Raw genomic sequence first — 14646 nt, 5'->3', positions numbered from 1 at the left:
GGTATTTTTGAGACTTGTGTCACAGCCTCTTTTATCTTTAATGACTTTGAATATAAATATTTTTCCGAACATTCACTTTTCTAATTGGAAGATTTATTGACTTTTGCTTGTTCGAGGGTAGGGGGATGCTATAATTGGCTTTGTATTAGTTAGGAGGCACTTATGAAGCAAAAGCATCAGTATTTATGGATCTTACCGGGCGTAGTGATTCTGCTCTTATTTTTAATTTTTCCCTTATTGTCTATTCTCTATCCAACAATCATGCCGGATGGATTTAGTTTATCCGCTTATGGTGAATTTTTTGCCAACAGTTTTAATCGAAGTGTTTTTTGGCGGACTCTAAAATTAGCTAGCTTAGTCACTTTCTTAGCAGCCTTGTTAGGCTTACCTACAGCTTACTATATGGCGAATTGCTCGGCAAAAGTTCGGTCTCTATTAATGGGACTTGTTCTATTTCCATTGCTTATCAATTCGGTGGTTCGCTCTTTCGCTTGGATAACGATTTTGGGACGAAATGGCTTGATTAATCAACTCTTAGCATCATTACATTGGGTAAATGAACCCATTAAGCTTTTATATACAGAATCTGCCATTGTGATCGGTTCCTTGTATCTCTTCTTACCGCTGATGATTATTACACTAGTCGGTGTGATTGAAACCATTAACCCTGAAATTATTGAAGCGAGTCGTAGTTTAGGGGCGAGTCCTATCCGTTCTTTTGGGGACGTTATTTTTCCCTTAACGCTGCCTGGAATTATTGTTGGATCAATCCTTGTATTTACAGGGACCTTGACAGCCTATACAACTCCCCAATTATTGGGAGGGAATGAAAACATGTTAATGTCTACTTTTCTTTACCAAAATGCGATGACCTTAGGAGATTGGCAGTTAGCTGGGGTCATTGCCTTATTAATGATTGTTGTAACGATTATCGTCATGAAGGCTTTAAATGCCATGGCGCGTCAGCTTGATAAAAGGGGGACGATTTAATGAAGCGACTATCTGCCTTGACAGTAGTGGCATACAGTGTTCTATTCTTTCTATTTGCTCCTCTTTTTATTATGATTGTAAGTTCTTTTGGAGAGAATGCAGCGATTCAATTTCCCATTGAAGGGTTTTCCTTAAAATGGTATGTCAATGCTTTTTCAAACCAATCTTTTATGGATAGTTTTTTATTGAGTCTTTGGATTGCCTTATCCGCAACCCTAGCAGCTATTTTGGTAGGCGTCCCTGCAGCTTATTCACTAGCTAGACATCAATATCCCTTTAAGTCAGCGATTCGAGATTTCTTTTTATCGCCTACCTTAATTCCCGGCATCGTCGTCGGTTTTTCACTCTTTAAATTTATTGTGATCCAATGTCAGCTGGATCTTTTGCTTGGCTTATTTTTAGGGCATTTTTTGATTAGTTTACCTTATGTGATTCGAGTGGTGGGATCAAATTTAGATCAGTTAGATTTTTCAATGGAAGAAGCAGCTTGGACACTAGGTGCCAGTAAAATAAGAACTTTTATTGAAATTATATTACCGAATATTCGTTCAGGAATTTTCGCGAGTTTTATGTTAGCCTTTATTAATTCTTTCAATAATATTCCAGTATCACAATTTTTATCCGGACCAGGGGTGACTTTATTGCCGACCCAATTGATGGGATATATTGAGTATAATTATGATCCTACAGTATCGGCAATATCGGTTTTATTAATGGCCTTAACAGTTGTGATCATGATCTTAATCGAAAAAACATTGGGACTCTCCAAGGTTATGTAGAAGGGATGTATCTATGTCATTTATAGAATTAAATAATTTATCAGTGGCTTATAATAAGCAACAGATGATTTTACAAGATTTTAATTTAAACATTGAAAAAGGAGAATTGGTATCCTTATTGGGGCCATCTGGTTGTGGTAAGACGACGACATTGAGAACCCTGGCAGGGTTAGTTCCTGCTCAATCGGGTGAGATTTGTGTCGCTGGTAAAAATTTGATAAAAACACCGGTTCATCAGCGGAATTTTGGAATGGTCTTTCAATCTTATGCCTTATTTCCACATATGTCAGTCAGAGAAAATATTGCTTATGGGCTAAAATTAAGAAAAGAAAATGCGACTCAGCAAAAAGAAAAAGTAGACCGTATCTTAAAACTAGTAGGTTTGTCCGATCTAGCGGATCGCTATCCACAAGATCTTTCTGGAGGACAGCGTCAGCGTGTGGCTTTGGCACGTGCCTTAGTCATTGAGCCACAATTATTATTATTGGATGAACCATTATCCAATTTGGATGCTAAATTGCGCGTCCAATTACGTAATGAAATTCGGCGTATTCAACAAGAAATTGGTATTACCACTTTATTTGTAACACATGATCAGGAAGAATGTTTTGCGATTTCAGATAAAGTAGCGGTCATGAATCAAGGCGTCATCGAACAATATGACCATCCAGAACAGATTTATCGTCAGCCAAAAACTGCTTTTGTGGCTAATTTTGTAGGCTTTGAGACCTTCATTCCAGTCCAATTAGTTAATGGAAAGTATCAGAGTGCTTCCGGTCAAGTTTTTTCAGTAAATTCTCAAAAAGACCGAGGAGTTTTAACCATCCGACCTGAAGAGATTATTGTTTTGACAAATGAGCATGGAGAAGATGATATAGAGGCTACTGTTGAAACAATTAACTTTTTAGGTAAATCTTATCAGTATGATATGCTTACAGAGGAGGGAAGAATACCGGTTCAAAGTAAGATTAAGCTACAACCACATGAGAAAGTCTATCTACATTTCCCACAAGATCATTTAATTTTATTATAAGGAGAATCATAATGAAAAAAACATTTACTTTAGCTTGTTTAACAGGTGCTTTATTAGCCAATACGCTAGTGCCAACTGCTTATGCTGCCAGTCATAAATTAACTTTATCAACATTTGCGATTAATGAGGATATCATTAAACAAGATATTCTAGTTCCATTTTCTGAAAAATTTGACACCGAATTTGTAACAGAAGTGGGTAATTCGGGTGAGCGCTTTACCAAATTAACCAACAATCCTAATGCCAAGATCGATATCATTGAATTATCTCAAGCACATGCGACTCAAGGACAAACTGATGGCTTATTTGAGAAATTAGATGCCAGCAAGGTGCCAAATATTGATTTATTAACGGATTCTGCTAAAGAAGTGGTTGAAACGGCAGGGGTGCCTTATACGGTCAATTCAATCGGTATTATCTATGATCCTGAAGCCTTAGGAAAAGATATAAGCGAATGGGCTGATCTATGGGACAGTTCCTTAGCTGGGAAAGTCTCTATTCCAGATATTTCAACAACCTTTGGTCCTGCTTTTTTATATCTTGCCAGTGACTATAAGGGCGTCGATATTACGTCTGATCAAGGTAAAGCGGCCTTTGAAGCCTTAAGTGAATTACGCCCTAATATCCTTAAGACCTATTCTAAATCCTCTGATTTATCAAACTTGTTTCAAACTGGCGAAATTCAAGTAGCAGTAGTGGCTGATTTTGCGATTCCACTAATCTTACAAGCTAATCCTCAGCTTAAATATGTGGTCCCTGAATCAGGTACCTATGCTAACTACAACACGGTCAATGTCTTAGCAAAATCAGAAAATAAAGACTTGGCTTATGACTATGTCAATTGGAAGTTAGATCAAGAGCTTCAAGTTAAAGTCGCTGAAAGCTTAAATGAAACACCGACTAATAAAGAAGTTCAATTATCAGATGATCTTCAAACCAATAAAACTTATGGAGCAATCGCAGAACGCGCTAAATCAATCGATTATTCCTTTGTTGATCAACACTTAAAAGCTTGGATTCAAGAATGGAATCAAGTAATTAATCAATAATCAATCAAAATAATCAATCTTTAAAAGCTGATCGCTATGGATTGAAAATAATCATAAAATAAAAAAGCTGCGATGGAGTGATCGCAGCTTTTTTAGAAGGGAAAAAGATAGAATGCAACTCATTAAAAATGCTCATATTTTAACCATGGATCAGGATGATAGGATTATTCATCCTGGTTACCTAGTCATTGATGGTGACCGAATTAAAGAAGTAGGATCAGGGGAATATGCTAATGAATCCCAATGTGATTGGGTATTCGATGCTAAGGATGGCATTTTAATTCCTGGTATGATTAATTGTCATACTCACTTGGGAATGATTCCATTTCGATCTTTAGCAGACGATGTCCCTAATCGTCTACACCGTTTCCTATTTCCCTTAGAAAACCAAGCCATGGATGCCCCCTTAGTCTATGCATCTTCCAAATATGCTATGGCAGAGATGCTCTTGGCAGGTATTACGAGTTTCGTAGACATGTATTATTTTGAAGAGGAAGTGGCTAAGGCCTGTCAAGAGATGAAGATCAGGGGAATTGTTGCCGAAACGGTGATTGATCAAGCGCCTGATGGGGAAGAAAAATTCGCTGGCTTGAAGTACGGCCGGTCTTTTATGCAAAAATGGCAAAATAAGGACTTAGTTACTCCAGCCATCGCCCCGCATGCCCCCTATAGTAATACAAGCGAGAGTCTCAAAGCCGCTCAAACCATAGCTGCTGATTTTCAAGCTCCCTGGACGATTCACTTATCAGAAATGGATTTTGAAATGAGCAAGTACCAAAAAGAATATCAATCTTCTCCGGTTCAATATCTCAATGATTTGGGTCTATTAGATGACCGTTTGATTGCTGCACACTGCATTCATGTTGATGCTAAGGATATCGACCTCTTAAAAGAAAAGGGAGTGGCGGTTGCCCATTGTATTGGAGCCAATACTAAGTCTGCCAAAGGTGTTGCTCCCATTAAAGAAATGTTACAAGCAGGTATCGCAGTAGGCTTAGGAACAGATGGTCCTAGCTCAAATAACAGCCTTGATTTATTTAGCCAAATGCGGCTATTAGCTAACTTTCATAAAACTTATAATCATGATCGAGCAGCTTTTCCTGCCCGTGAAATTGTTAGACTGGCTACCTATGGTGGAGCTCAAGTTATTAAGCGCCATCGAGAGTTAGGAAGTATTAAGGTAGGGAATTTGGCGGATTTATGCCTCGTTGAAACACAATCTGCGAATATGTTTCCAGTATTTGATCCTTATGCTGTACTTGTGTATTCAGCGAATGCCAGCAATGTTAGCCATGTATGGGTGAATGGGCATTTATGTGTTGAAGATAAGCACTTGACAGGCGTATCCCTCGATCAATTAAGAAATGAACTTATGCAAGCGATGGCCCCTTTTAATCAAGCATTAGTCAATTTGTAGCTGGCAATTAACAAAGAATATCGCAAAATTATAGAGCTCTGACCCAATGTATTGATATGAAAGGGCCCTTCAATCATTTAAGCGAAGAATTATCAATATTTTAGAAAAGATCTTTAAGCTTTAGACACAGGCTTAAAGATCTTTTTGTGATTGGCTGATTCGACCTAGCTTCTTTCCACAAAGTTCCTTGAATCATGAATTTAATAGTAGCTAATGGTTGGCAAAAAAAAAAACAGTATTTTTTTGTTTTTGGCCTTGACAAGTTAAAGAGTAACTATTACTATTTAATCATTCACTTAAGAATATCAAGGAGGATATATGAAATATAATAAATTAATTTTAACATCGACTGCCGTCTTAGGACTTGGATTAGCTACTAGCTTACCTTTAACTCAAGCTGTATTAGCTCAAGAATCCAATCGCATTCAATACGTGGATGATAAGGAAGAAGACAAGGATCAAGACTCTAATAGTAAACAAAGTAATCATGAAGAACACGGACAGGTCCATAGTAATGATCCCTCACAACAAGCAATTAATGAAGCCGAAGGTATCGCTTCAGAACAAATTGTCGTTCAAATTGATGACGAAGGTTATATTACGTCGCATGGCGATCACTATCATTATTATAATGGAGAAGTGCCAGCCGACTCAATTTTTTCAGAAGATCTATTAACCCCAAGTGATTATCAATTGGATAAAGCGGATATTATTAGTAAAACGGATGAAGGATACATTGTTAAAGTAGATAATCAATATTATCTTTATTTAGAAAATTCTTCAAATGCTAAGAATGTCCGTTCAGTTGAAGAGTTAACCTTACAATCCTTTGGCATTCACCCTAACGATGCAAAACGCATCAAAGGGATTATGGATGAATTAGGATTAGAAGATGATACGAGTATTAATTATGAATTTGAAAGAAGCCCTGAAGAAGTAGCCGAATCTAAAGAAATAGAATCAGACTTTATTGTTCTTTATTTGACCGAAAACGAGTATGTGACTATCCATGGTTTAGACCTATACATCTTCCCAGGTCAAGCACCAGAAAACAGTATTTTTGCAAAAACAACTTTAACAGACTCGACCGTAGATCTTAGTCAGGCTGAAGTCCTCTATAATACTCAGTCAGGGCAAGTGGTTAAGCTAGAGGATCGGGTTTACTTTATGCCAAACGAAGCGAATAAACCACTAGATCTAATGAAAGTTAAAGAAGCGATTCAAAAAGCCAAAGACGATTATAAAGCAAAAGGAATTGACCATGCTGCGGAAGTGAAAAAAGAAGAAAAAGGCGGAATTCGTGGAGGTTCCGGAAGTCGCAACGCTAGTGGTCAGTATGTGACTGATGACGGATATGTTTTCAGTCCAAATGATGTTATTCGATTTACTGGAAATGGATTTATTGTACCGCATGGTGACCACTTCCATTTTATTCCTTTATCAGACTTATCTGCCGCTGAAAAAGCTCAGGCCTTTGCCAAATTGGGTATGTCTGAATCTGGAGCAAATTCCCATAGTCAAAGCAACTCAAAAGGGAATGATTTAGCAGCTGCTTTAAATAAAATTGATGAACTCAATAAAAAAGCCAGCTCCGCTAAAGAATCAGTCTATACTACGGATGATGGGTACGTATTTAGTCCTGAGTCAATTGTTTCCTTTGATGCAAATGGTATGGTTTGTTCTCATGGAAATCATTTTCATTATGTACCTTTCGCAGATCTATCGAGATCTGAATTAGCGGCCGCTAAAGCCTATATTCAAAAACATCTGAGTCATTTAAAAACCAACGAAGATGCTAACAGCTCTTCAGCCACTGATAAGAAAGATATGCCATCGACACCAAGTCAAGAAATGGATACAAGTATGGAAGCTAAGCTTAGAAAACTTTATAGCTTACCAATCAGTCAACGCTATCATGAAGGGGATGGATTGGTGTTTGATCCTAAGGCAGTTACAGGGAAGAATAGTATGGGATATGTGCATCCTCATGGTGATCACTATCATGTTATTAAACCGAGTGACTTATCGCCTTTAGAATTAGAACTAGTCGAGTACTATCTCAATGGATCTTCAAGTAGCAATATTCCATCAGTGCCATCTAAGGATGAATCGAGTCAAGATAGTTCTGAATCAAATCCGGAAAATCCTTCTGAAAATCCTAAAGACGGAAGTTCAGCAAGCAATGAAGGCTTAGTTGATTTCTTAGCGATGAACCTAAAGAAATCCGCTTTAGGACAAGATGGTAAAGCTTATACAACAGATGATGGCTTTAAATTCACACCAGAATCGATTCAAGAATATACGTCAGATGGCCTTGTATGTGGTCATGGTAATCATCTTCATTATGTACCGTTTACCGATCTAGATGATAATGAATTGAAGGCTGCTCAAGATTATATTAATGCCAACAAAGTGGCTCAATCAGATAATACACATAAAGAATCACCAGAAGATCTGAAAAAGAAACTCGCCTATCTTGCTCTAAAAAATGGCGTTAAGGTAGAAGATATTGAAGTAAAGGGCGATATTGTTAATGTACCGCACGAAGGGCACTTCCATACCTATTACTTATCTAAAACACCAACTAAATTATCTAAGAATGCTTATCAAGCTGATGATGAACATAAGGAATTCGATAATTATGAAAATTATGTGCTGCAATTGAAGCGTGAATACTTCAAGCAGACAGCAGCGGCTGCTGGATTATTGGATCCACAACAACCAGTTATGATAAGTCGTGGAGGAATGATCGGTTACTATGATCCAACTGGTAATTATCATGAGCAAGCATTAAATTCCATTAAATTACCGATTGAATATGATGAAGTGGATTTCAAGATAGAAGATAAACAAGAAGTAGCACCAAGTCCTGCTCCAGAAAAAGAATCTGAAAACAAACCGGTTGACAAAGAAAAACTAGAAGACAAGCAAGACCGCGTAGCAGCCAAAGACTTAGAAGCTTTCTTAGCAAAAGCCTACCAAGTGGATATCGAATTAATCAGTTATTTCAGATCCCCAGAAGCCTTCTATATTCAAACAAAATCAGGCAATATTAAGGTGGACTATGCGCTTGCCGTCAAAGCTTATCAAGCAAACAATAAATCGCTTTTACCTAATATTGAAAAGCCGGATTTATCCGTAGAAGAGCACGCCACTAATCAAGCAAGTGAACAAGCAGAGGAAGAGGAAAATGAATCAGGCTCAGCAAGCAGTCAAAAAGACGATTCTAAACCCGTTGATTCATCCAACAACTTAGATGAATCAGCGGAAACTGAGGATTCCGTATCCTCAACTTCGGAAGTTACTTTAGAAAATGAATAAAACGTCTCTTTTAAAAAGCTATGACCCCAATGTCATAGCTTTTTTGTGTCCTGTAACAACTGGATCAGCAGTCATCATCTATTAATTACAGAAGATAAATGGTAAAATAGGCAAGAATACCATTGAAAGAGGGATAAGTATGACTCAAGCGGATGTGATCTATCAAGATTTAATCCAAACGATTATTGAAGAAGGGCTTGACCAATCAGGGGCCATCCGTCCACACTATGCAGACGGTGAACCTGCCTATACGCGGTCAATTCCACACTTTCATTGTGTTTTCAAACCTGAAGATGGCCTGCCTATCCTGCAAAGTAAGCGAATTGCTGTTAAAACCTTCCTACGAGAATTAGATTGGATTTGGCGACTCCAATCCAATGATGTCCATCAATTACAAAAAATGGGTTGCCAAGTCTGGAATGAATGGCAATTAGCAGATGGGACCATTGGTAAGGCTTATGGTTACCAATTAGCCAAGAAATGTCATCAAGGTACAGACAAAGCGCCAATGAACCAAGTGGCATTTATTCTCGATCAAATTCAGCACCATCCAAATTCCAGAAGGATTATGACCTCCCTATATGATGTGGATGACTTAGCTGAGATGGCTCTAGAACCCTGTGTATTTTTGACCCATTGGCAAGTTAGTCCGGATGGCAAGCTTCAACTTAATGTCGTTCAGCGATCAGCAGACTGTGCCTTAGGGCTTCCATCAAATTGGTTTGAATATGGAGTATTGCATCGACGTGTGGCTCAAGTGACAGGGAGAGACTTGGGTGATCTGCATTGGACGATTTTTAATGCCCATATTTACTTAAGACATATGGATCAACTGCAAGAACAAGTTCAGGGCCATTGGCAAAATCTTCCTCAGCCCGAATTAGTTTTACCATCATCTTTAGATTTTTTTGAAACACCTTTAACGGACTGTCAAGTGATTAATTATCATCATTTGGGAAATTTCAATTACGAAATTAGCATTTAAAACAATTTTGAATGACCTTTTTGTGTGATCAGTCCTTCACAAACTAATGATCATTATTATATAATATATAGGTATCACTGAGAATGAGACGAATACTCAAATATAAAAAGAAAGAAGATTGATAATATGAAAATTACCGTTGCCGGAACAGGTTATGTGGGCCTATCTCTAGCTGTTTTATTGGCTCAGCACCATGAAGTAACCGCTTTGGATATTATTCAAGAAAAAGTGGATTTGATTAATCAAGGAATTTCACCGATTGAGGATGCTGAGATTTCGGACTTTCTAGCCAATCACAAATTGACCTTATCGGCTACCACCGATGCTAAGCTGGCCCATCAAAATGCCGATTTAGTAGTGATTGCAACACCAACGAATTATGACGACGAGACACATACCTTCGATACCACAGCTGTTGAAGCGGTTATTGAGGATGTTTTAGCCATTAATCCTGAATGCTTGATGGTGATTAAATCGACAATTCCAGTAGGATATACCCAATCGATTAAAGAAAAATACGGAGTTGACCATATTATCTTCTCACCAGAATTCTTACGTGAAGGTAAGGCACTTTATGACAATCTATATCCATCACGGATTGTTGTCGGTGACCAAAGTGAACAAGGGCAAGCTTTTGCGGACTTATTATTAGAAGGGGCAGCCAGTGATAGGGACTCTATTCCTGTTCTATTAACGGACCCCACTGAGGCAGAAGCGATTAAATTATTTGCGAATACTTATTTGGCTTTACGGGTTTCCTTCTTTAATGAACTAGATACCTATGCGGAGGTTCGTGGCTTAGATTCCGCTCAAATCATTCAAGGAGTCGGTCTCGATCCAAGAATTGGAACCCATTATAACAATCCTTCTTTTGGTTACGGCGGTTATTGCTTACCGAAGGATACCAAGCAATTACTGGCAAATTATGGGGATATTCCACAAAATATGATGACGGCGGTTGTCGACTCTAATAAGACACGCAAACAGCATATTGCTAGCCAAGTCCTAAAATTAAATCCTCAAACCGTTGGAATTTACCGACTAACCATGAAATCTGGCTCAGATAACTTCCGCCAATCAGCCATCCAAGATATTATTAAATTATTATTAGGTGAAGCTAAAAAGGTCATTATTTATGAACCAACCCTAGAACAAGATTCGACCTTCTTTAATTGCCCAGTAGTCAATGATCTGGCAAGTTTTAAAGCTCAATCGGATGTTATTTTAGCAAATCGCTTGAGCAATGATTTAGCTGATAGTCAGGATAAGGTCTATAGTCGCGATATTTTTAAAGAAAATTAAGCCTTTTAACCAGTGAGTCCAAGCACTTACTGGTTTTTTGAATGAAGTTTGACCCTGGACACAGCCTATGCTATATTGCAGAGTAAGAATAGAAAGGACGATGCCCCATGCCAGCAGCAGTATACATATTAGGTTCCATTAATTATGACTTGATGACCCAAGTGGATTGTCTTCCTGATCAAGGGGAGACTCGAATGGGGCAAGGGGCTCATTTTTCAGTTGGGGGAAAAGGGACTAATCAAGCAGCGACCTGTGGAAGTCTTGGTGTGAATACTTTCTTGGTGGGTGCTGTCGGAAATGATTTTTTTGGAAAACAGGCGCTCAGCTATTTGCTCATCCATGGAGTGGATATTTCTAAGGTTAATATATTGAATGACCAAACAACCGGAACAGCTTTTATTTTGACTTGCGATGGGGATAATCGCATCATTGTCAATTCGGGAGCTAATGCATCAATCTCCTTCCAGCAGGTTGAGGAGGCCTTAAAACAGGCCCAGGCCGGAGATCTATTTGTGACTCAATTCGAAACCCCTATGGACTTGTTATTGCCAAGTTTGAGATTAGCTAAAGAAAAGGGCATGGTAACTTTAGTCAATCCTTCACCTTATAAGTCCTTTGATCCCATGACCTATCCCTTAATCGATTATCTCGTGTTGAATCAGCTTGAGACCCATGCCTTATGCCAAGGAGCATTGGATACACTGGATGATTTAGGTATTTTCCAACAAAAAGCCCTGGAACTTGGCCTGAATAAGCTTGTTTTAACCTTAGGTTCCAGAGGATCCTTCTTAATCACAAAGACTGAGAAAATCCATGAACCAGCCTATCCGATTGAAGTCGTCGATTCAACCGGAGCAGGTGATGCATTTTTAGGTGGACTTGCTTTTGCCTTGAGTCAAAATCTTTCTGATCAAGCCAGTTTAACCTTTGCCAATGCCTTAGGTGCGCTTACCTGTCTTTCCTATGGGGCAGGAAGTGTTCGTTATCAAGCTAACCAAGTATATGAGTGGATGGCTAAACAGGCTAAATTTGATTAAAATGAGTTGACAGAAAGAAAATTCTCATTTAAACTGGTAACAATCTAATAATAAGACGATGACGAGAAGAGTAGTGCATTGGCCATCAATACAGAAAACCCTGGTTGGATGAGAAGGGATGATGGGTCTTGCATGAAGATGAGCTCTGAGTCTTTTGTGGGTTAACGCTCACAAAACGATTAGCCCTTGTTAACTGGCTCAAGTTTGATAGAACTTTGAGATTGTATCTGTGAAGATACAGTGAATTAGGGTGGTACCACGAATTTTTTCGTCCCTTTATTAATTCTTAGAATTAATAAAGGGGCTTTTTTTATTGGAAGGAGGAGAGAGTGGACTCTATCTGTCAGCATTGTTAACGTCAATTAAACATTAAAGGAGCGATAAAAATGATCAAAAAATTTATCAAAATTTGTCTATTATTCTTACTTTTTATTTTAACACCAGTGGTTCAAGCAGAATAAGTTGTAAAGATTGCCTTAGTTGGTGATTCTACGCAAGCTATCTGGCAATTAGTACAGGAAAATTTAGGAGACGATCTTAGACTGGACTTAGTAATAATGACAGATCCGATCCAAGCCAATCGGGCTCTGTTAGATGGAGAGGTTGATTTGGCAGCCTTTCAACATTATGCGGCTTTAGATCAATTTAACCAAGATAATGGTTCTGACATTAAGCCCTTAGCGGAAACATTCATTTCTCCGATGAATATCCTTTCTCAAAAGATTAAAAGCATCGAAGAATTGAAGGAAGGCGATAAAATTTTAATTCCAGAATCTCCAACGAATCGGGGAAGGGCTCTAAAAGTCCTACAAGATGCAGGATTGATTCAACTTGATCCTAAAGCAGGTTATTCCCCCGAGCAAAGTGATATTAGCGAGAATCCCCTAAACTTAGTCATTGAAGAAATCGATCAGGCAATTATTATGAATTCCTTACAAGATGTAGCAGCTGGATTAACTGTGGCCAATAATGTCATTGATGCTGGTTATGATCCGATTAAAGATGCTATCTTCCAAATAAATATCGATCCAACGAATCAGGAACTTAAACCCTATATTAATCTGATTACAACATTGCCAGAGAATCAAGAGGATCCACGCTTCAAGAAGATTATTGAAGCTTACCATCAAGCGAATGTGCGAGACCACCTCAATACGAATTATAATCATGCCATGATTCCAGTATTTTAAGGGCTAGGTCTTTGCTATAATAGAGTCAAAGGATCAAAGAGGGGCGATGGTTAAATGAAGGTAGCGATTGTAGGAACTGGAATTGCTGGTTCCAGTGTGGTTAAGCATCTAATCGATGCAAAGCTGGATGATTTGGAGACGATTCATGTCTTTGAAAAACTCGACCAAGTAGGCAAAGGTTTGCCTTACCAAGCTGATAGCGACCAGTTACTTATGAATTCTTATGTTGGCGATTTGGGATTCGATCAGGACCCAGATCATTATCTAAAATGGTTAAGCCGACATTATCCAAAATACGCAAGGAGTCAATGTTTTAGTCCAAGATCCATTTTTGGTGAATATTTGGCCGATTATTTTTCAGATTATTATCATGATGTTAAGGTTCAAATCTTTCATGAAGAAGTTCAAGCGATCTCTCAAGAGGCAAATTGCTATCACCTAAAAGCTGAGCAATCGGGATATCAAGGTCCCTATCAGGCTGTATTTTTAGCGATTGGACATCCTCCCTATGCAGACCATTATCATCTTATAGGGAGCAAAAATTATATTCATCATCCCTATCCTTTAGATCAAAAACTAAAATCCATTACGACTAGAGATAAAGTGGCGATTATAGGCTCTGGCTTGACTGGGATCGATATTATGCGTTATCTACAGCTCACTCTCGGTGCTAGCAAGAGCCAACCTATTAGCTTCTTTATTCCTAAGGATCCCTTTTCAACTGCAAAATATGAAAAATTAGATGACGCACTTCAGATCGGTCTGAACGATCAATGGTTGAAAGAACAGGGGGAAGAGCTTACTTTAGATCAAATTATTAATCAATTCCATCAAGATATGTTGCTAAATGGCATTGACTTTCAACGATTAAAAAAAGATTATGGGGCGGGTACTTTTGAACAGGTTATGCTGGCAATAGAGAGAGAAGACCATCAGTTAAGTCTCTTACAGCTTTATTTTAGACAATTAACCTCGCTATTCCCTGACCTCTTTAACGCACTCTCTCAATCGGATCAAGCCCGATTCTTTAAAGAATATCGATCGATTTTTGAGCATTTTCGGTCTCAGATGCCTGAAGAAAGCTTAGAATTATTAAATAAATGGCACCAAGATGGCCAAATTAGATTGATTCGTCATGCCCAATCCATCAAAGTGGTTGAAAATGGCTTTGAACTTTATTCCAAACAAGGACTAGCCGATAAAGTTGATATTGTTATTAATGCGGGGGGATTTGAGATGAATTTGTCTAAGGCTATTAAGCAAGATCCCTTCTTGAAACAAGCCTTTGAGTCAGGATTGATTCAAGCTCATCCTTTAGGGGGGATAAAGGTTACTTGGCCTCAGGGGCAAGTGATTGACCAAAAAGGAAAAATTCATGATGACCTTTATCTAATGGGCGCTTGGATTTCCAGCACCCAATTAGGTAATAACAATACACATTTAACCTATGAACAAGGAGAAAGAGCCGTTCAAGACTTCATCAGTCGAAGATCTGCTCATAATTAGTATTAATGAGGCTGTGACATAAGTCCACCAAAAAAAC

General features: G+C 38.3%; 11 protein-coding genes and 1 other annotated feature. All 11 genes read left to right on the top strand.

Features of this window, described 5'->3' with window-relative positions; all coding sequences use genetic code 11:
- Window positions 1-162 precede the first annotated feature (162 nt).
- The 11 genes from HMPREF2758_RS04470 (at window position 163) to HMPREF2758_RS04420 (ending at window position 14609) form a co-directional block, all read left to right on the top strand.
- Entirely contained in the window at window positions 163-990 is an 828-nt protein-coding gene (locus HMPREF2758_RS04470) for an ABC transporter permease (protein WP_070609369.1), read from the top strand.
- Entirely contained in the window at window positions 990-1769 is a 780-nt protein-coding gene (locus HMPREF2758_RS04465) for an ABC transporter permease (protein ID WP_070609368.1), read from the top strand. The genes HMPREF2758_RS04470 and HMPREF2758_RS04465 overlap by 1 nt, the downstream gene beginning before the upstream one ends.
- 13 nt (window positions 1770-1782) lie before the next feature.
- Complete coding sequence (locus tag HMPREF2758_RS04460) at window positions 1783-2802, top strand: ABC transporter ATP-binding protein (RefSeq protein ID WP_070609367.1); 1020 nt, start codon at window positions 1783-1785, stop codon at window positions 2800-2802.
- 11 nt (window positions 2803-2813) lie between these two features.
- Window positions 2814-3851 carry an ABC transporter substrate-binding protein gene (locus tag HMPREF2758_RS04455; protein ID WP_070609365.1) on the top strand — a complete coding sequence of 346 codons (1038 nt, stop codon included), beginning with the start codon at window positions 2814-2816 and terminating at the stop codon, window positions 3849-3851.
- A gap of 112 nt (window positions 3852-3963) precedes the next feature.
- Entirely contained in the window at window positions 3964-5268 is a 1305-nt protein-coding gene (locus HMPREF2758_RS04450) for an amidohydrolase (protein WP_070609363.1), read from the top strand.
- Window positions 5269-5586: 318 nt separating this feature from the next.
- Window positions 5587-8589: a pneumococcal-type histidine triad protein gene (locus tag HMPREF2758_RS04445; protein ID WP_070609362.1), complete on the top strand. Its 3003-nt coding sequence runs from the start codon at window positions 5587-5589 to the stop codon at window positions 8587-8589.
- 139 nt (window positions 8590-8728) lie between these two features.
- Complete coding sequence (gene thyA / locus HMPREF2758_RS04440) at window positions 8729-9574, top strand: thymidylate synthase (protein WP_070609361.1); 846 nt, start codon at window positions 8729-8731, stop codon at window positions 9572-9574.
- A 126-nt stretch (window positions 9575-9700) separates the two neighbouring features.
- Entirely contained in the window at window positions 9701-10876 is a 1176-nt protein-coding gene (locus HMPREF2758_RS04435) for a nucleotide sugar dehydrogenase (RefSeq protein ID WP_070609359.1), read from the top strand.
- 107 nt (window positions 10877-10983) lie between these two features.
- Window positions 10984-11913 carry a ribokinase gene (locus HMPREF2758_RS04430; protein ID WP_070609358.1) on the top strand — a complete coding sequence of 310 codons (930 nt, stop codon included), beginning with the start codon at window positions 10984-10986 and terminating at the stop codon, window positions 11911-11913.
- 49 nt (window positions 11914-11962) lie between these two features.
- Window positions 11963-12192 (top strand) — a binding site (T-box leader).
- Between the two features lie 191 nt (window positions 12193-12383).
- On the top strand, window positions 12384-13103 hold the full coding sequence (locus HMPREF2758_RS04425) for a MetQ/NlpA family ABC transporter substrate-binding protein (RefSeq protein WP_256388681.1): 720 nt from the start codon (window positions 12384-12386) through the stop codon (window positions 13101-13103).
- A gap of 54 nt (window positions 13104-13157) precedes the next feature.
- Entirely contained in the window at window positions 13158-14609 is a 1452-nt protein-coding gene (locus HMPREF2758_RS04420; protein ID WP_070609355.1) for an FAD/NAD(P)-binding protein, read from the top strand.
- Window positions 14610-14646: the final 37 nt, after the last annotated feature.

The organism is Facklamia sp. HMSC062C11, assembly GCF_001810675.1.
Lineage (GTDB): Bacteria > Bacillota > Bacilli > Lactobacillales > Aerococcaceae > Facklamia > Facklamia hominis.
This window is presented reverse-complemented; position numbering and strand designations above follow the sequence as displayed.